The sequence below is a fragment of the Streptomyces sp. NPDC048481 genome (assembly GCF_043200075.1).
GTDB lineage: Bacteria > Actinomycetota > Actinomycetes > Streptomycetales > Streptomycetaceae > Streptomyces.
This window is the reverse complement of record NZ_JBICXC010000007.1, coordinates 386,670-404,495: the sequence shown is the minus strand read 5'-3', so window position 1 is coordinate 404,495 and position 17,826 is coordinate 386,670. Positions and strand designations below refer to the sequence as shown.

Here is a 17,826-nt window from a genome sequence, read left to right as displayed (position 1 = left end):
GAATACCGAGTAGTGGATCAACCCGGGCAGAACGGGTGCTCCACCGATCACCACGAATGAACGACGAGGTACGGACTTCATGAACGACCACATCCAGCCCGACGGCTCGGACTCCTTCGAGCACGACCACGGGGCGCTCGGCGACGCCGAGTACGCGGAGTTCATGGAGCTCGCCGCGGTCGAGGGCTTCGACATCGAGGACGTCGAGGGCGCCATCGAGGAGGCCGGCCACGGGCCGCTGCCCGTGCTCGCCGTCGTCGGCCGCCCCAATGTCGGCAAATCGACCCTGGTGAACCGGATCATCGGCCGCCGCGAGGCCGTCGTCGAGGACAAGCCGGGCGTGACCCGCGACCGCGTGACCTACGAGGCCGAATGGGCGGGCCGCCGCTTCAAGCTCGTCGACACCGGCGGCTGGGAGCAGGACGTCCTCGGCATCGACGCCTCCGTGGCCGCCCAGGCCGAGTACGCGATCGAGGCCGCCGACGCCGTCGTCTTCGTCGTCGACGCCAAGGTCGGGGCGACCGACACCGACGAGGCGGTCGTCCGGCTGCTGCGCAAGGCGGGCAAGCCCGTCGTGCTGGCCGCCAACAAGGTCGACGGCCCGAGCGCGGAGGCCGACGCGGCCTACCTGTGGTCCCTCGGGCTCGGCGAGCCGCACCCGATCTCCGCGCTGCACGGCCGCGGCACCGGCGACATGCTGGACGCCGTCCTGGAGGCCCTGCCGGAGGCCCCCGCGCAGACCTTCGGCACCGCGGTGGGCGGCCCGCGCCGGATCGCCCTCATCGGCCGCCCGAACGTCGGCAAGTCCTCGCTGCTGAACAAGGTGGCCAACGAGGAGCGCGTCGTCGTCAACGAGATCGCGGGCACCACCCGCGACCCGGTCGACGAGCTGATCGAACTCGGCGGCGTCACCTGGAAGTTCGTCGACACGGCGGGTATCCGCAAGCGCGTCCACCTCCAGCAGGGCGCCGACTACTACGCCTCGTTGCGCACGGCCGCGGCCGTGGAGAAGGCCGAGGTGGCGGTCATCCTGATCGACGCCTCCGAGTCGATCTCGGTCCAGGACCAGCGCATCGTGACGATGGCCGTGGACGCCGGACGCGCCCTGGTCATCGCCTACAACAAGTGGGACACCCTCGACGAGGAGCGCCGCTACTACCTGGAGCGCGAGATCGAGACCGAGTTCGCCCAGGTGGCGTGGGCGCCGCGGGTGAACGTCTCGGCGCGCACGGGGCGGCACATGGAGAAGCTGGTCCCGGCGATCGAGGCCGCGCTGGCGGGCTGGGAGACGCGTGTTCCCACCGGCCGCCTGAACGCCTTCCTCGGCGAGCTGGTCGCCGCCCACCCGCACCCGGTGCGGGGCGGCAAGCAGCCGCGCATCCTCTTCGGCACCCAGGCCGGCACCAAGCCCCCGCGGTTCGTGTTCTTCGCCTCCGGCTTCATCGAGGCGGGTTACCGGCGCTTCATCGAGCGCCGGCTGCGCGAGGAGTTCGGCTTCGAGGGCACGCCGATCCACATCTCGGTCCGGGTGCGCGAGAAGCGCGGCGGCAAGAAGAAGTGACGACACGGCTGGAGGGCGGCGCCCGTTGCGGGCGCCGCCCTCCAGCCGTGTGCGCGCGGACCCCTCCGAGGGGGCCGCTCAGAAGCTTCTGCGGGGGGCCGGCGGAAGGGCCGCCGGGACGTGGTGCATCGCGGTGGGCGCCGGCTGCTGCTGGCCGATCTGCCCGACCCGCTGCCACTGGGACTGCTGCCCGGTCCCGTGCCGCGCGCTCTGCGCCCCCGCGCTGTAGGCGCTGTACGAGCTGGAGAACGACCCCGGGCGCGGCGCCGGGTAGGAATTCGTGGAGCCCGTGCGGTAGGGGATGTTCCCGAACGCGGTGAACCCCAGTTCGTCCTCGCCGCTGCGGTCGCCCGGCAGCGAGCGGAACGTCTTGACGTACTCCGCGTAGAGCGCGTCGTAGATCGGCGTGGCCGAGGGGCCGCCCTGGGAGTCCTGAGCCGGTCGCGCGGACGGGATCGACTGGTAGGACGGGGGGCGGGGAACGTCGTAGGTGTGCACGTATGTCCAAACGACGCGGCGCGCGAAGAGATGCGGCACGGCGGGAGTCCGCGAAGGACGCCCACCGTGCCGCCGCGTGCCCGGCGCCCGCGGGGGAGCCGGGCGCGGGGACACGAGCGGTCCGCGCCGCGCCGGGCGCCCACCGCCGCCGTCCGGCGGGCGGGTAGGGCTCGGGGCCCGCGAGGGGGAGGCCCTGGGCCTGGCGAGGGAAGGCCCGGGCCCCCGGGAGGGGCGGCTCAGGTGCCCGCGAGGGGGAGGGCCGCGCCGACCAGGTGCCCGTTCGCGGCGGCCTTGTCCAGGGCGTCCCGCAGGAGGTCCTCACGGGGCTGGCGTCCGATGGAGCCCACCGGCGAGGCGAACATCAGCACCTGCTGGTGCTTGTTGGCGGCGGCCCGCCACCCCTCCGTCACCTGGAGCGGCTGGTGCGCCTGCCACCAGGCGACCGGCTGGCCGCCGTTGGACGACGGCTGGAGCACGGCGTGCAGCTGCCCCATCGCCAGCAGGACGGACCAGCCGTGCTGCACCGGCGGCACCTCGGTCAGCTCGCTGAGCGGCATGAAGCCCTGCTCGATGAGGAGCGGCAGGAAGTCGTCGCCGGCGCCGGTCGTGCCGGGGCGCACGATGGGCGCGGTCGGCTCGACGACCAGCGCGGGGTGCAACTCGCCCGCGATCAGGACGAGTCCGCTCGTCACCCCGAGCACCGCCTGCTCGGGCACGATCTTGTCGGGGTCCAGGTCGACGGTGTCGCCGCTGATGGAGCGCACCGCGCCCTGCAACTGCTCCTCGGTGACCTGGACGATCTGGGACGGCAGACAGGTGGCGTGGGCGAAGGCGAGGACGGCGGTCTCGTCCCCGATGAACAGGACGGTGCTGGTGTGCTCGTTCTCGGAGTCGCCCGGGGTGCGGCAGGACGTGCAGTCGTAACTGCCCGGGGCGTTGTCTCCGGCGAGCAGCCGGTCGGCTTCTTCGTCGCCGATCTCGGCGCGTACCTCGTCGCTGACGTCGAGCATGCGCGGCACGGGTGGCTCCCTCGGATGCGGTGCGTGGGCGAGGCCGGGTGCTCCGGCTCGTGGTCCGGGCGGTACCCGGCTCATGAAGATGACAACGGGCGATCTGTGGCGGGAGTCACGCTTCAGAGCGAACGGAATCGAACCATCCCGACCCGGCCTTCACTCTGCGTGCGGAATCGACTACTCCACGTCAAGTAACGGGCGGGTCACGACAGTTGGACCGGTGACCCGGCTCACACGGCGAGTGGAGCCGTGACCGACAAATGACTACAAGCAGGCATGAACCAGGTGTCCGGAATTCGCCGCTACCAGAGGTAACCGTGAACTGGCCTGCGGCGATGGCGGATCGGTTGATAACGGGGCGTCAGGTTCCCTAGATTGCTCCGCCGTGTGCAACGAGCACCGCTCGGGAACGTCCGCCGGCCGCGCAGAGCCAGACAGCGCGCAGCACCATCGCCGGCGGTCGGGGCCGGGCGCGCCGACCGCGTTCCTGCGCGGCCGCCGCGCTCCGGTCAGGGGGAGCCCGGGTACGTAGAGAGGGATCTACATGTCCGATTGTGCCGATCAGCACTCCCGCAAGTCGTCGCGCAGGACGGCGGTCCTCGCCGGGGCGGTTCTTCTCGCCCCCCTCGGACTGCTCTCCGCCACCGCGGACGCGACGGCGGCCGACAGCGGGGTGTGGGACCGCATCGCCCAGTGCGAGAGCGGCGGCAACTGGCACATCAACACCGGCAACGGGTACTACGGCGGACTGCAGTTCTCCGCCGGCACCTGGCGCGCGTACGGCGGGACCGCCTACGCGCCGACCGCCGACAAGGCCGGCAAGGCACAGCAGATCTCCGTGGCCGCCAAGGTGCAGAACGCCCAGGGGTGGGGCGCGTGGCCGACCTGCTCGGCGCGCGCGGGAGCGGCCGGCAGCGCACCGGGGGCCGACCGCCCCTCCTCGGCCCGTTCCGACTCGGCCGGCACGAAGTCCTCGAAGTCCTCCAGGTCCTCACGGTCGTCGCAGTCCTCGCAGTCCTCGCAGTACGCGGCGGCCGGGAAGCCGGCGCAGTCCACCCGTTCCGGCTCCGAGTCGTCGGGAGCGGGTTCGTCCACGACCGCGGAGCGCGCCTCCGGGCAGACCTCGCGGGGCGCATCGCGGGGTGACTACACCGTCCGCCGGGGCGACACCCTGAGCACCATCGCGGCCCGCAACGGGATGACCTGGCAGCGCGTCTACGCCGGCAACCGGGACGTCATCGGCGGCGATCCCGACCTGATCGTCCCGGGGCAGCGCCTCACGCTCTGACCCGTCCGCGCTCCGCACGGCGACGCGGCGGCCCCGTCCGGCAGGGTGGCCGGAGGGGGCCGCCGCGCCCGTACGTCCGTACGGAGGATGTGTGGGGATGTGTGGGGGAGCCGTGTATTTCCTATGGGCCGTCAGCTTTCGGGTGGGTCGGCGACAGCGAAATGAACCGGTCCTCCGGGGCGCGTTTCCGACTCTTTCCGACGGGCTATTCACGACTGTCGGACGGGTGCCGACAATTGCGTTCGATTACGCGGAGAAGGCCTCCGGAACCGCCCGTCCGTGTGACGGTCCGCTGTGCACGAATGGCCGTACGACGGCGTAAACGCGTGTCGGGATCCTGTGACAGAAGTGTGACCGGCCGGTTCCGTGTCCGGGATTCGGTGTTCCCGCAAGGCGCCGGGGCCTAGCGTGGAGTCATGGCACCGAACACCGCTCCGCAGGCGGAGCCCCAGGACAGTCCGGACGGTTACGTCGGCCTGGAGGCCGGGCAGGCCGAACGGCTCGCGCGTGAGCGGGGGTGGTCGACGGTCCGCTCGTTGGAGCCCGGGGCCATCGTCACCATGGAGTATCGCTTCGGGCGGCTGAACCTGGAGGTGCGGGACGGCCGCGTGGCCCGCGCCTGGAAGGGCTGAGCAGGCCGGCGCCGCGGCGCACGGCGGCCGTGGGTACGGCGAGGGCCCCGACTCCTCCAGGAGTCGGGGCCCTCGCCATGCTCGGACCGGGTGCGTACCGGAGTCCGTCGTGGTGTGGCGTTCGCCGAGGTCAGCCGCCGGTGAGGGGGCGGGCCCCCGAGGCGGCGGCGCCGCGCGGGAGGCGGTCGGGGTACGGCGGGCGGCGGCTGCCGACCGGGGTGACCGGGGTGCGCTCGGAGCGGGTCGTGTGCGGGCCCTGGGCCAGGTAGGCGGGCGCGCGGGGGGCGCGGGCCGGGGTGACCGGTTCACGGGCGGCGGCGGTCTCGTCCTGCGCCGTGGGGAGCGGGGTGAGCGGGACGGGCACGGCGACGGGGGCGGTCGGCGCCGGAGCGGCGGCCGTGCGGCGGCGACGCTCGCGCAGCCGGTCGCGCAGCGCGAAGACCGAGACCTCGGCGCGGGCGATCAGCGGCTCGCACCAGGGCAGCGCCAGCAGGATCAGCAGCCCGGCGGCCCAGCCCAGCACCACGTCGCTCAGCCAGTGCGTACCGAGGTAGACGGTGGTGAGGCCGACGCCGAGGGAGACGACGGCGGACACGGCGGACAGCCAGCGGCGCGCCCTGGGCGTGGACGCCAGATACGCCAGGATTCCCCAGGTCACGACCGCGTTGGCGGTGTGGCCGCTGGGGAATATATCGCCGCCCAGACCCATCTCGTTCGAGCCGATGGTGGTCGCGTAGTGCGGTCCCAGCCGGCCCATGCCGAGCTTCGCCGCGCCCACCGTGATGTTCAGCAGCAGCAGCGAGGCGCCCAGCGTGAGCAGCGGGCGCAGGGTGTGCTGGCGCCAGGATCTCCAGCCGAGCCAGGCGGCGACCATCACGGCGGTCGGGCCGCGCTGGCCGAGGACCACGTAGTAGTCGAGGAAGGCGTGGATCTCCGGCCACTGCTGGTACGGCCGGAAGAACATGACCTGCCAGTCGAGGCGGACCAGCCACGACGTGATCACCACGAGCCACACGATCGCCAGATAGAAGGCCAGGGTCGCCAGCAGCAGGGCGACCCTGTGCCGGCTCATCTTCGGCACATCGATGTGGGCCGGTCGTTCCGGCTCACGGTCGAGCCTGGCGAACACCCGGTCCAGACGGGTGAGGTTTCGTTCGGTACGCACCTAAACGACGTTACAGCGAGTGAGCTCTCGACCCGGCCGAATCCGCCGGTTTGTGATGACGATGTGATGTGGGATTGCTCTCAGAACACTGTTTATCCCCATGGAATCGCTAATCGTCGAACAGTGTTCCCTTCAATTCCTTTGATCATTCCTAGGGATAGTTTTAGGTAACCGATGAAAGGCTTCACCTGAAAGCCGGACGGCCTCACGGGGGACCGGAGCCGTTCAGCCACCACGCCCCGTACACGGCCGAGGCGGTGGCCACGCATCCCACGACCAGCGCCGCCCGGCCCGTGCGCAGCCGGGACAGGGCCAGGGCGAGCGGCAGCAGCAGCGGGAAGGCCGGCAGGAGCAGCCGCGGCTTGGAGCCGAAGTAGCTGGACGCGCACAGGGCGAGCGCGAGGACCGTGCCGCCGTACACCAGCAGCGGCAGCGGCTGGCCCTGCCGCACACAGACCGCGAACAGCCACAGCAGCAGGACGACGCCGGCGATCAGTCCGAGGCCGGCGAGGGCGCCGGGGACCGACGTGAACTTCCCGGCGATGAAGCGGGCGAAGGCGAGGCCCCCGTCGAAGCCGTTGCGCCAGCCCGCCTGGACGTCGAGGTAGCCGAGCGGGCCGCGGCCGGTGCGGTGGCCGACCCACAGGACGTAGCCGGCGGCGCCGAGGGGCGCGAGGAGCATGGCGAGGGCGCGTGGGGCGCAGCGGGGCGTCGACGCAGTCGCTTCGCGCCCCGCGGGGGCTTCGGCGGACGGACCGGGGGCGTGTACGGGGGCGGGCGCGCCGGAGGCGGGCGCTGTGCTGCGGGTTCCCGCGATCGAGGACTCCCGGCCGACCGCACGGTCCCGCAGGAGTGACGCCGCGCAGGCCGCCCATACCGCGGCGACCACCGCGAGTCCCACCGGGCGGGTCAGACCGGACAACGAGGCCAGGGCCCCCGCGGTCACCCACCGCCCGGTGAGCACCGCGTACAGCGACCACGCGGCGAGCGCGGTGAACAGGGACTCGCTGTACGCCATCGACTGCACGATCCCGACCGGCAGCACGGCCCACACCAGCACCGCGCACACCCCGGCCCGCGGTCCGTACACGTGGTCGGCGACCGCGAAGATCCCCCAGGCCGCCGCGAGCGAGGCGAGCAGCGCCACGACGAATCCGGCGTCGGCGTACGACACCGGGGTCACCGCGTGAAGAAGTCTTTCCAGCCAGGGCAGCAGCGGGAAGAAGGCCAGATCGGCGTGCACGTCGCCGTTCGGCAGGCGGATCTCGTACCCGTAGCCCCGCCCGGCGACCCTGCTGTACCAGATCGCGTCCCAGCGGGCGGTGAGCAGTGTGTACGCGCTCTTGTCGCGGGCGGCGCTCCACAGGGCGAGGCCGAGCAGGCCCAGGGCGCGCACGGCCGCGTACCCCAGGAGGGCGGGGGCCGCCCGGAACGGGGACGCGGAGCCGGGGGGCCTCGCACGGGTCTGGAGATCGGTCACGGGCTCGATTATCGACGGGCGGCTCGCGGCCCCGGGCCGCGAACCCCGCTGCGGGCTTCGCGGCGCGGGAGCGCCGACACGCCCCGCACGCCGGGGCCGGAAGGGCTCCGTGCGCCCTGCGGCGCCGGGTCACGGGACCCTCCGCGCGCCCCGCCCGGGAGCCGGGTGCCGACCCGTGCGGGCCGGTTGCGCAGTGGCGTACGCCACACGGGTCGCTCCGGAGCGGTGAGATGTCCGCCACGTGGGCCTGGCGCGAACTCGCGTACGCTGCGTGTCACTCGTGTTCGTTTGCGCGGGCCGGAGATCACCGCTCCTCTCCGGCCGAGTCGCGGGGAGTCCCCACCCCGCGAGCCCGCCGAACCGGGGGATCACCTGGGAGGTACGTACATGTCCGGGACGACCACGGCCGCCGCTCGGCTGCGCCGGAGGACGGCCGGGGCCGGTGCCAACCGCTGGGTCGTCCTGGTGGTGTTGTGCGTCAGCCTGCTCCTGGTCGCCGTCGACGCGACCGTCCTGCACGTGGCGGTGCCCGCCGTCACCGAGGACCTGCGGCCCGACGGTATCGAGCTGCTCTGGATCGTCGACACCTATCCGCTGGTCTGCGCCTCGATGCTGATCCTGTTCGGCACGCTCGGCGACAAGGTCGGCCGCAGACGGATCCTGCTGCTCGGATACGCCCTGTTCGGCGTCGCCTCCGCGCTGGCGGCCTTCGCCGGGAGCGCCCAGACGCTGATCGCGGCGCGGGCGCTGCTGGGCGTGGGCGGCGCGATGATCATGCCCGCGACGCTGTCGATCCTGCGGCAGGTGTTCCCGGACCGGCGTGAGCGGGCGCTGGCGGTGGGCATCTGGAGCGCGGTGGCCGCGGTGGGCGCGGCGATCGGACCGCTGCTCGGCGGCTTCCTCCTCGAACACTTCTGGTGGGGCTCGGTCTTCCTCGTCAACATTCCGCTGATGCTCGTCAGTCTGCCGGTGGGACGGCTGCTGCTGCCCGAGTCGCGCGGCGCGGGGGACGGCCCGTGGGACGTGGTCGGCGCGCTGATGGCGGCGGCCGGACTGTTCGGTGTCGTCCTGGGCGTCAAGCGGCTGGGCGGCGGCGAGCTGGGGCCGTTCACCGTGGTGCCGCTGGCCGTGGGGGCGGTGCTGATCGTCCTGTTCGTACGACGTCAGCGGCGGCGCACGCATCCTCTGGTGGACCTGGGGATGTTCGCGCGGCCGGCGTTCAGCACGGCGGTCGGGTGCATCGTGCTGGCCATGCTGGCGCTGGTCGGCCTCGAACTGATCGCGGCGCAGTACCTGCAACTCGTGCTGGGCCTGTCTCCCCTGGAGACGGGACTGCGGCTGCTGCCGCTGACCTTCGCCGCGATGGCGGCCGGGCTCGCGGGAGCCCGGCTGCTGCGCGGGTTCGGGCCGCGGCGGATGGTGTGCGGGGGGTTCCTGCTCACGGCGGCGGCCGTGCTGGTGCTGACCGCGATGGGCGGCTCGGACAACGCGGGGCTGCTGCTGTCCGGGTTCCTGCTGCTCGGGTTCGGCCTGGAGACGACGTTGTTCGCGGCGTACGAGTCGATGCTGAGCGAGGCCCCGCAGGAGCAGGCGGGCGGGGCGGCGGCGATCGGCGAGACGTCGTACCAGCTGGGGGCGGGGATCGGGATCGCGCTCCTCGGGACGGTCATGAACGCGGCGTACGCTCCCGGCCTGTCCTCCGTGCCCGGGGTGCCGGCGTCGGCGTCCGCGGCCGCGGGGCATTCGCTGGGCGAGGCCTACGAGGTGGCCGGGCAGCTGGGCGGGCCGGCGGGCGCGGCGCTGCGGCACGTCGCGAAGGACAGCTTCGTGCACGGCCTGCATGTCACGCTGCTGGTGAGCGCGGGGTTGCTGCTGCTGGGGGCGGTCATGGCGTTGCGGTTGCCGCGGATCATGCAGTGCGAGGCGCCTCCGGCGGGGGTGGGGGTTCCCGCACCTCGGGAGGTCGTGCAGTCCCGCGTCTCGGCCTGACGCCCGGTCGGCGGCCTGCGGCCTCCCCGCCCGCTCTCCCGTGGGGGTCTTCGCCGCCGGCGGCTGCCCGCATGTGCGCGCGGCGCGCGGCCTGCGGCCCCGCCGCCTGCTCTCCCACCCGCGCACCGCCCGTGGCGGTCGGTGGAGGGGTGGGCGTTGCCTGTGGGGGTTTCTCGCCGCCGGCGGCTGCCCGCTCGGGCGTCAGGCGGTCTGCGGCCCCTGCCAAGCCTCGCCCGCTCGCCCACCCCCCCTCTCCCGGCCGGGACACTGGACGTCCGGGGTGGGGGGGTCGTAGGGTCGGGCGGGAGTTGTTTACTAGCGGTGCTAGTTTTAGGTTCTGCCGGAGGCTGTCGTATGTCCGCGTCCTCGAAGTTGCCCCCGTTCGACCCCGCCGACCCGCTCGGGATCGACGATCTGCTGGACGCCGAGGATCTCGCGATCCGTGACACCGTGCGCGGCTGGGCCGCGGACCGGGTGCTGCCGTACGTCGCCGAGTGGTACGAGAGCGGGGAGCTGCCGGTCATCCGGGAGCTCGCCCGGGAGCTCGGCGGGATCGGGGCGCTCGGGATGTCGCTCAGCGGGTACGGGTGCGCGGGTGCGAGCGCCGTGCAGTACGGGCTCGCGTGTCTGGAGCTGGAGGCCGCCGACTCCGGGATCCGCTCGCTCGTCTCCGTGCAGGGGTCCCTGGCGATGTACGCCGTGCACCGCTTCGGCTCCGAGGAGCAGAAGACGCGGTGGCTGCCCCGCATGGCCGCCGGTGAGGTCATCGGGTGCTTCGGGCTCACCGAGCCCGATCACGGGTCCGACCCGGCGGCCATGCGGACGTACGCCAAGCGGGACGGCTCCGACTGGGTGCTCAACGGCCGCAAGATGTGGATCACCAACGGGTCCGTCGCCGGGGTGGCCGTCGTCTGGGCGCAGAGCGACGACGGGATCCGCGGCTTCGTGGTGCCCACCGACGCTCCGGGGTTCTCCGCGCCCGAGATCAAGCACAAGTGGTCCCTGCGGGCCAGTGTGACCAGCGAACTCGTGCTCGACGACGTGCGGTTGCCGGCGGACGCCGTCCTGCCGGAGGTCACCGGGCTGCGCGGCCCGCTCAGCTGTCTGTCCCACGCGCGCTACGGCATCGTCTGGGGCGCGATGGGCGCGGCCCGGTCCTGTTTCGAGACCGCGGTCGAGTACGCGAGGACCCGGGAGCAGTTCGGGCGGCCCATCGGCGGGTTCCAGCTCACGCAGGCCAAGCTCGCCGACATGGCGGTCGAGCTGCACAAGGGGATTCTGCTCGCCCACCATCTGGGGCGGCGTATGGACGCCGGCCGGCTGCGTCCCGAGCAGGTCAGCTTCGGCAAGCTCAACAACGTGCGGGAGGCGATCGAGATCTGCCGGACCGCCCGCACCGTCCTCGGGGCCAACGGGATCTCGCTCGAATACCCCGTCATGCGGCACGCGACGAACCTGGAGTCGGTCCTCACCTACGAGGGCACCGTCGAGATGCACCAGCTCGTGCTGGGCAAGGCGCTCACCGGACTCGACGCCTTCCGCTGACCCGGCCCGGGGGGCCGAGGCAGGGCCGGCGAGCGGCCCCGCCTCAGCTCTGGTTGAAGAAGCCGTCCGTGCGGTGCGCGGACGGATCCCCGTTCACGATCTCGGTGTTGGCGGGGGTCAGCAGGAACACCCGGGTGGACACCCGCTCGATCGAGCCCCGCAGGCCGAAGATCAGCCCCGCCGCGAAGTCGACGACGCGCTTGGCGTCGGCGGCCTCCATGGCGGTGAGGTTCATGATGACCGGCACGCCCTCGCGGAACAGTTCACCGATCGCCCGCGCGTCCCGGAAGCTGTCCGGGGTGACGGTGCCGATGCGGCGGCCCTTCTCCTCGGCCGTGTCCGCCGCCACCTTCACGCGCGGGTCGGTGACCCAGACGTCCTGCGAGTCGGTCCCCTCGGAATAGTCGTCGTCGTAGTAACGCTCGTCATCGTTGTCGTCGACGAGGCCAAGCCAGGCACTCGCCTTGCGCACCGATCCCATGGACGCCTCCTCTCACAGCGGTCTTTCTGCTTTCCGCATTCCCCATGGTCGTCCATGATGCGGATGTCGCGCCAAGTGGTTAGACGCCGCGCGGGGGGTTTGTGACGGTACTGGTGCACAGCTAATACGTCGAGAGCCCGCGTCTCCCAAGGGTCGCACCGCATACGGCTGCTGACTGTGAGTGAAATATGATTCTTCGTGGCGGACGGGTGACGGACGGTGCGTCCGGGTGAACCGAGTGCCCCGGATCCGGCATGACAATCGGTCGATAACATGCGGCAGCTCATGTCCCAAGGACGACGGGGGTTGTCGTGTTCGGAATCGTCAGGCCGTGCTCTCACCGGCTCGGAAAGGGTCTCAAGACCCAGTGGATGGCCCACCTGTGCGGGCTGTGTCTCGCGCTGCGCGGCGATCACGGGCAGTTCGCCCGGGTCGTCACCAACTACGACGGTCTCATCATCTCGGTTCTGACGGAGGCTCAGGCCGAGCGCGTCACCGCCGACGGATGGCGGCGCACGGCGGGACCGTGCCCGCTGCGGGGCATGCGCACCGCCTCCGTGGCCCAGGGCGAGGGCGCGCGGCTCGCGGCCGCCGTCTCGCTGGTGCTCGCCTCCGCCAAGGTGCGTGACCATGTCGCCGACGGGGACGGGATGCTGGCGCGGCGGCCGGTCGCCGCCGCCGCGCGCCGGGTCGCCGAGAGCTGGGGACGGGCCGGGGAACGCGGCGGGGCCGCCGTCGGGTTCGACACCGCCGTACTCGTCGACGCCGTGGACCGGCAGGTCGGGATCGAGGCGCTCGCCGGGCCGGGCACCTCGCTGCTGACCGTCACCGAGCCGACGGAGACCGCCACCGCCGCCGCCTTCGCGCACACCGCCGTCCTGGCGGGCCGGCCCGGCAACGCCGCGCCGCTCGCCGAGGCCGGTCGGCTCTTCGGGCGGCTGGCACACCTGCTGGACGCCGTCGAGGACCAGGCGGCGGACGCGGCGGCCGGCGCCTGGAACCCGCTGACGGCCACGCACACCCCGCTCGCCGAGGCCCGCCGGCTCGCCGACGACGCGCTGCACGGCATCCGGCTCGCCCTGCGCGACGTCGAGTTCGTGGAGGGCAGGCTGGCGCACCTGCTGCTCGCCCACGAGCTGGGACGGTCGGTGGACCGGGCGTTCGGCACGCAGTCGTGCGGACACGCGCACGGAACGCCGGACGCGGCCGCCCCCCGAGCGGGGGAGGGAGCGGGACCCGAGGTGGCGACGCCGGGGCCCGCGGGCGCCTTCGGGCCGCCGACCGGGCCGTACGCGCCGCACGACCCGGCCGGTCCGAACGCCCCGCATCCGCCCGGCGGTCCCTACGGCAACCCCTACGGAGGTGAGCCGCCCCGGCCGCAGAAGCGGGGCTTCCTGGCGGGCTGCGCGGTCGCGATCGGTCTGTGCTGCACCTGCAAGGTCTGCTGCGCCGACGAGTTCGAGGGCCCCTGGTCGAGGAAGAAGCGCGAGGGCCTGTGCAACGACTGCGGGGACTGCGGGAACTGTGACTGCGGTTGCTGCGACTGCTGTGACGGGTGTTCCTGCTGTGAGTGCTGCGCCTGCGACTGCTCCTGCTGACGCCCCGTCATATGCCGTGCCCGGACGTCCGTCGTCCGTGCGCGGCCGCGGGGGCGGTGAGCGCGGGGCGTCGGGCATCGGGCGCCGGGCGCCGGGTGTCGGCGGGACGTGTCCGCGTGCGGTTGTCCGGGGTGCGGTTGTCGGGGGTGCGTCATGAGGGTGTGCGGCGCGCTGCGCGAGGGCCATACGGAGGGTCGAATTCCGGACACCGGGGGCCTTGTGGCGGCCTGAACGGTGGCCTTGCGCCCGCTGTGCGGCCCCGGCTGCGCGGTCCCGGCGAGGCCCCCGCCCGCGTCGGGCGGGCCGTTGCGCGCATCCCTGCGCAGGTCACCCTCGGGCCCGGTCCGGCGCGGGGCCGAGTCCCGTCCGCGGCCGGTGGGTGCGTCCCGGCGCCTTGGACGGCGCGTGGACGGCGGACGGACGCCGGGCGGCAGCGGTGCGCGCCGGTCCTCGGGAGCGCCCGAGAGGTCCGGCGAGGTCCGGGAAGGGTGTGACGTTCTCCCGGAAGCGCCGGGGACGCCCCGGGGCCCGGACGCTGAGGCGGGGCCGGTCGGCGGCCGTCGTCCGCCACGCGCGCCGGCCGGGCGCCGGACACCGGGACCCGGCCGCGGACCACCGCCTGCGGCGGGCTCGGCGGGGCCAGTGGGACAGCTCGGCGGACGTCGCGTTCCTCCACGCCACCGCCGGGGCGGCCGGTCGGCGCCGCCGGTTCCCGACGCCCCCGCGCACCGGACGCGCCGGACGGCGTACCGGCGGCCGCCTGCACGGCCGTACTGCCTCCGTGCGCCGTTGCCGGTACTTCGGTCCGTTCGCGGCCCCGTCCGGGAAGACATGGGACGTGGCGGTCGGGGAACAGCAGGGCAACCCGGTCTGAGCTGGGGCAAGAGGGCTGCAAGAGGGATCGACTCACGCAGTTCGTTCACGGTTTGACGGCTGAAAGGCACCCTTGCGCCTACCGGCCGTTCGGCCGAATACTCCCCCTCAGCGCTTGTCAGGGTCACGGCGTGTCCGAAATCCGGACGAACGTCGGCCCTGGCTGCGCCTCACGGGCTCCGACCCCACACACGACGGGCCCCCGACTTCCCCTGGGAGGGAACGAAACGTGAGGATCAAGCGCACCACCCCCACCACCCCCGAGAGCGGCATCTCGAGACGGACCCGGCTGACCGCCGTGGCCACCGGACTCGTGGCCGCGGCCGCCGTCGCGATTCCCCACGCGAGCGCGGCGGACAACACCACGTTCAGCGCGGCCGAACTCCGGAGCGCCGGCGCCTCGGTGCTGAAGGCGGACGTCCCGGGCACCGCCTGGGCGGTCGACAGCAAGACCAACCGACTGGTGGTCACCGTCGACAGCACGGTCTCCGACGCCGAGATCGCGAAGATCAGGCAGCAGGCGGGCGGCAACGCCGGAGCACTGACGATCAAGCACACCCCGGGGAAGTTCAACAAGCTCATCGCCGGCGGCGACGCCATCTACGGCGGCGGCTACCGCTGCTCGCTCGGCTTCAACGTCCGCAGCGGCAGCACCTACTACTTCCTCACCGCCGGGCACTGCGGCGAGGTCGCCTCGACCTGGTACTCCAACTCCGGCCAGACGAGCACCCTGGGCACCAACGTCAGCTACAGCTTCCCGACCAACGACTACGCGCTGGTCCGCTACACCAACTCCTCCGTCACCAAGTCCGGCACCGCGGGCAACACGGACATCACCAGTGCGGGGACGCCCAGCGTCGGCGCCACCGTCTACCGTGACGGGTCGACCACCGGCATCCACAGCGGCCGGGTCACCGCGCTGAACGCGACCGTGAACTACGGCGGCGGCGACGTCGTCTACGGCATGATCCAGACCAACGTCTGCGCCGAGGGCGGCGACTCCGGCGGCGCGCTCTACTCGACCAGCGGCGTCGCCTACGGCCTCACCTCCGGCGGCAGCGGAAACTGCAGTTCCGGCGGCACCACCTTCTTCCAGCCGGTGGTGGAGGCCCTGAACGCCTACGGAGTCAGCGTCTTCTGACCCTCGTCCGGCAGCTCGCCGCGTCTGTCGGTGTGTCGCGGCTTGCGGTCCGTTCCGTCCTCCGGCCCGTCCCTTCCGCCGGGCTCACCAGGGCCCCCGCACGCGATGCGTCGCGCGCGGGGGCTCCTCGCCGTCCGGAGCGGGTCCGTCCCCCGGGGACAACACCCGGAAGGGGTGGTGAAGGAGCAGGGGGCGTGCGGTGCCCACCCTGTGCGCTTGTCGAGGTCGACCTTGTGCGCTCCGCGCGGGGTTGGGAAGAGTGGGCCGCCGCCGACCACCCTTCCGGCCCGCCGCGGCCCGCGACACCGCTGCGGACCGGCCCCCACAGGAGGACGCGAGTTGAAGCACCGACGGATATGCGGACGACGGGCGGTGGTCGCGGGCGCGGCGGCCGCCGCGCTCGTCGCGGCGGGAGTCACCCTCCAGAGCGCGAGCGCCGGCGAGCCGGCGAAGAGCCCGCGGCCGGCCGTCCTGTCGGCCCTCGCGGCCGGGAAGCTGGCCTCGACCCTGGGCGCGGACCTGGGCGACGGCGCGGCGGGCACGTACTACGACGCCGAGCGTCACGCTCTCGTGGTGAACGTCCTCGACGAGGACGCCGCGCACACCGTCGAGGCCGCCGGGGCCCGGGCCAGACTCGTCGGGAACACCCTCGCCGAACTGACCGGCGCCCACGCCAGGCTGAAGGCGGACGCGACCGTCCCGGGCACCGCCTGGGTGACCGACCCGACCACCGACAAGGTCGTGGTCTCCGCCGACCGCACGGTGTCCGACGCGCAGTGGGCCAAGCTCTCCGAGATCGTCGACGGACTCGGACCGGTGGCCGAACTGAGGCGCTCCAAGGGCGAGTTCACCCCCTTCATCGCCGGCGGCGACGCCATCGGCGGAGGCGGCGGGCGCTGCTCGCTCGGCTTCAACGTCGTCAAGGGCGGCAAGCCGTACTTCCTGACCGCCGGGCACTGCACCGACGCGATCTCCACCTGGTCGGACGCCTCCGGCGCGACGATCGGCGCCAACGAGGCCTCCAGCTTCCCGGGCCACGACTACGGCCTGGTCAGGTACACCGCCGACGTGCCCCACCCGAGCGAGGTGAACCTCTACGACGGCTCGGCCCGGCCGATCACCGGCGCCGCCGAGGCCACCGTCGGCATGAAGGTCACCGGCAGCGGCTCCACCACCCGCGTGCACTCCGGCACGGTCACGGGCCTGGACGCCACGGTCAACTACGGCAACGGCGACATCGTCGACGGGCTGATCCAGACCGACGTGTGCGCCGAGCCCGGCGACAGCGGCGGCTCCCTCTTCTCGGGCAGCAGCGCCGTCGGCCTGACCTCGGGCGGCAGCGGCGACTGCACCTCGGGCGGGGAGACGTTCTTCCAGCCGGTGACGGAGGCCCTCGCGGCCACGGGGACGCGGATCGGCTGACGTCCGGCACGGCCGCGTCTCACGTCGCGTTCCGCGCGCCGCGCGTGCGCAGGACCGAGGCGAGCAGGGTGACGACGACGCCCCCGACCGCCCACGCGGACAGCACCAGCAGGGACGCGGTCATGTCGTTGCCCTTGAAGTAGGCGATCGAGCGCGCCGCCCAGGTTCCCGCGCCGGGCGGCAGCGCCGGGCCGATCGCCTTCCAGAACGGCGGGAGCAGGGGAGGCGGCAGGGCGCCGCCCGCGCTCGGGTTGCCCAGGATCACCACGAGCAGGATGACGAGCCCGATGCCGGCGAGCCCGAAGACGCCCTGGAAGGCGAGCGTGGCCGCGCCGACGGCGAAGACGATCAGCGTCCCGAGCCCCCAGTAGGCCGCGACCCCGCCCGGCAGGGCGTCCAGGACCGGTCCGGCGATCAGGGCGCCGCCGAGTCCGCCGACGGCGGCGACGACGGCCATGGCGAGCAGCCGGATCACCGCGCGCCGCGGGGTGGAGCGGCCGGCGCCCGAGCTGACGACCATGATCGAGGCGCAGAGGTAGCCGCCCACGCACCAGCCGACGGCCAGGTAGAAGGACGTCAGTCCGTTGGCGTCCTCCTTGGCGGCGGGGACCACGTCGACGGTCCGCAGGGTGCGCCCCTGGGACTTCTCCAGGGAGGTGGTGAGCGTCACCAGGGTGGCGGCCAGCACCTTGCCGCCGCCGGTGGCCACCAGGAGGGTGTCGGCGCCGTTCGCCGGGCCGGTGACCAGGGCGCCGTCGATCTTCCGGTCGAGGATCTGCGCGCGCGCCGTCGCCGCGTCGGCCACCGCCCGCGGGTCGAGGGGGCTGCCGGGCAGCTTCTCCAGCCGGGCCACCGTCTGCCGGGCGACGGCCTGGGGCGCCACCACGCCGAAGGGCACGTCCTTGGGCCGCGGGTCGTGCAGGGCCCCGACGTAGGAGGCGATGAAGAGCAGATGGAGGGCGACCACGCCGACGACCAGCAGCGTGGCCCGCGGGGTCACGGCGTCCTTCACCTCGTCGAGGAAGGAGCCGCGGGAAGGGCCGCGGGGGGCGTCGGCGCCGGTGCTCTGTGTCATGTCCCCACGGTCCGGGGAGCGGCATGTTTCCGCAGGTGGGGGGCGTCCGAACGGCTGTCGTACAT

General features: G+C 73.1%; 14 protein-coding genes. 8 read left to right on the top strand and 6 right to left on the bottom strand.

Annotated elements, in window-relative coordinates; translation table 11 throughout:
• Positions 1-79 precede the first annotated feature (79 nt).
• Entirely contained in the window at positions 80-1,561 is a 1,482-nt protein-coding gene (gene der, locus ACGFSH_RS23255) for a ribosome biogenesis GTPase Der (RefSeq protein WP_393351550.1), read from the top strand.
• 78 nt (positions 1,562-1,639) lie between these two features.
• Here der and ACGFSH_RS23250 read toward each other — a convergent pair whose 3' ends face one another.
• Positions 1,640-2,059: a hypothetical protein gene (locus ACGFSH_RS23250; RefSeq protein WP_393351648.1), complete on the bottom strand. Its 420-nt coding sequence runs from the start codon at positions 2,057-2,059 to the stop codon at positions 1,640-1,642.
• Between the two features lie 236 nt (positions 2,060-2,295).
• The gene (locus tag ACGFSH_RS23245; protein ID WP_393351548.1) at positions 2,296-3,078 is read right to left on the bottom strand and encodes a hypothetical protein; all 783 of its coding nucleotides are present in this window, start codon (positions 3,076-3,078) and stop codon (positions 2,296-2,298) included.
• A gap of 538 nt (positions 3,079-3,616) precedes the next feature.
• Between ACGFSH_RS23245 and ACGFSH_RS23240 the strand changes: the two genes are divergently transcribed.
• Together ACGFSH_RS23240 and ACGFSH_RS23235 are read left to right on the top strand one after the other, a co-directional pair.
• Positions 3,617-4,360: a transglycosylase family protein gene (locus tag ACGFSH_RS23240; RefSeq protein WP_393351546.1), complete on the top strand. Its 744-nt coding sequence runs from the start codon at positions 3,617-3,619 to the stop codon at positions 4,358-4,360.
• Between the two features lie 416 nt (positions 4,361-4,776).
• Positions 4,777-4,992, top strand: coding sequence for an I78 family peptidase inhibitor (locus ACGFSH_RS23235; RefSeq protein ID WP_329408391.1), 216 nt, complete (start codon positions 4,777-4,779; stop codon positions 4,990-4,992).
• A 130-nt stretch (positions 4,993-5,122) separates the two neighbouring features.
• Here the strand turns inward: ACGFSH_RS23235 and ACGFSH_RS23230 are convergent, their stop codons facing one another.
• The gene (locus ACGFSH_RS23230; RefSeq protein WP_393351543.1) at positions 5,123-6,157 is read right to left on the bottom strand and encodes a phosphatase PAP2 family protein; all 1,035 of its coding nucleotides are present in this window, start codon (positions 6,155-6,157) and stop codon (positions 5,123-5,125) included.
• Positions 6,158-6,362: 205 nt separating this feature from the next.
• Positions 6,363-7,637, bottom strand: a complete 1,275-nt coding sequence (locus ACGFSH_RS23225) for a hypothetical protein (RefSeq protein ID WP_393351541.1) — start codon at positions 7,635-7,637, stop codon at positions 6,363-6,365.
• Between the two features lie 387 nt (positions 7,638-8,024).
• Between ACGFSH_RS23225 and ACGFSH_RS23220 the strand changes: the two genes are divergently transcribed.
• Together ACGFSH_RS23220 and ACGFSH_RS23215 are read left to right on the top strand one after the other, a co-directional pair.
• Positions 8,025-9,626 (top strand): MFS transporter, encoded by a 1,602-nt coding sequence (locus ACGFSH_RS23220; RefSeq protein WP_393351539.1) that lies wholly within the window; start codon positions 8,025-8,027, stop codon positions 9,624-9,626.
• A gap of 354 nt (positions 9,627-9,980) precedes the next feature.
• Positions 9,981-11,171: an acyl-CoA dehydrogenase family protein gene (locus ACGFSH_RS23215; RefSeq protein WP_393351537.1), complete on the top strand. Its 1,191-nt coding sequence runs from the start codon at positions 9,981-9,983 to the stop codon at positions 11,169-11,171.
• Positions 11,172-11,214: 43 nt separating this feature from the next.
• Here the strand turns inward: ACGFSH_RS23215 and ACGFSH_RS23210 are convergent, their stop codons facing one another.
• The gene (locus ACGFSH_RS23210) at positions 11,215-11,652 is read right to left on the bottom strand and encodes a cell division protein SepF (RefSeq protein WP_393351535.1); all 438 of its coding nucleotides are present in this window, start codon (positions 11,650-11,652) and stop codon (positions 11,215-11,217) included.
• Between the two features lie 311 nt (positions 11,653-11,963).
• On the opposite strand from ACGFSH_RS23210, the gene ACGFSH_RS23205 reads away from it, so the two are divergent.
• From ACGFSH_RS23205 to ACGFSH_RS23195, 3 genes are all read left to right on the top strand, one after another.
• Positions 11,964-13,250, top strand: a complete 1,287-nt coding sequence (locus ACGFSH_RS23205) for a DUF5685 family protein (protein WP_393351533.1) — start codon at positions 11,964-11,966, stop codon at positions 13,248-13,250.
• 1,102 nt (positions 13,251-14,352) lie between these two features.
• On the top strand, positions 14,353-15,264 hold the full coding sequence (locus ACGFSH_RS23200) for a S1 family peptidase (RefSeq protein WP_393351531.1): 912 nt from the start codon (positions 14,353-14,355) through the stop codon (positions 15,262-15,264).
• Between the two features lie 339 nt (positions 15,265-15,603).
• Positions 15,604-16,686, top strand: coding sequence for a S1 family peptidase (locus tag ACGFSH_RS23195; RefSeq protein WP_393351529.1), 1,083 nt, complete (start codon positions 15,604-15,606; stop codon positions 16,684-16,686).
• A gap of 19 nt (positions 16,687-16,705) precedes the next feature.
• Here the strand turns inward: ACGFSH_RS23195 and ACGFSH_RS23190 are convergent, their stop codons facing one another.
• Positions 16,706-17,761, bottom strand: a complete 1,056-nt coding sequence (locus tag ACGFSH_RS23190) for a DUF3533 domain-containing protein (protein ID WP_393351527.1) — start codon at positions 17,759-17,761, stop codon at positions 16,706-16,708.
• Between the last annotated feature and the right edge of the window lie 65 nt (positions 17,762-17,826).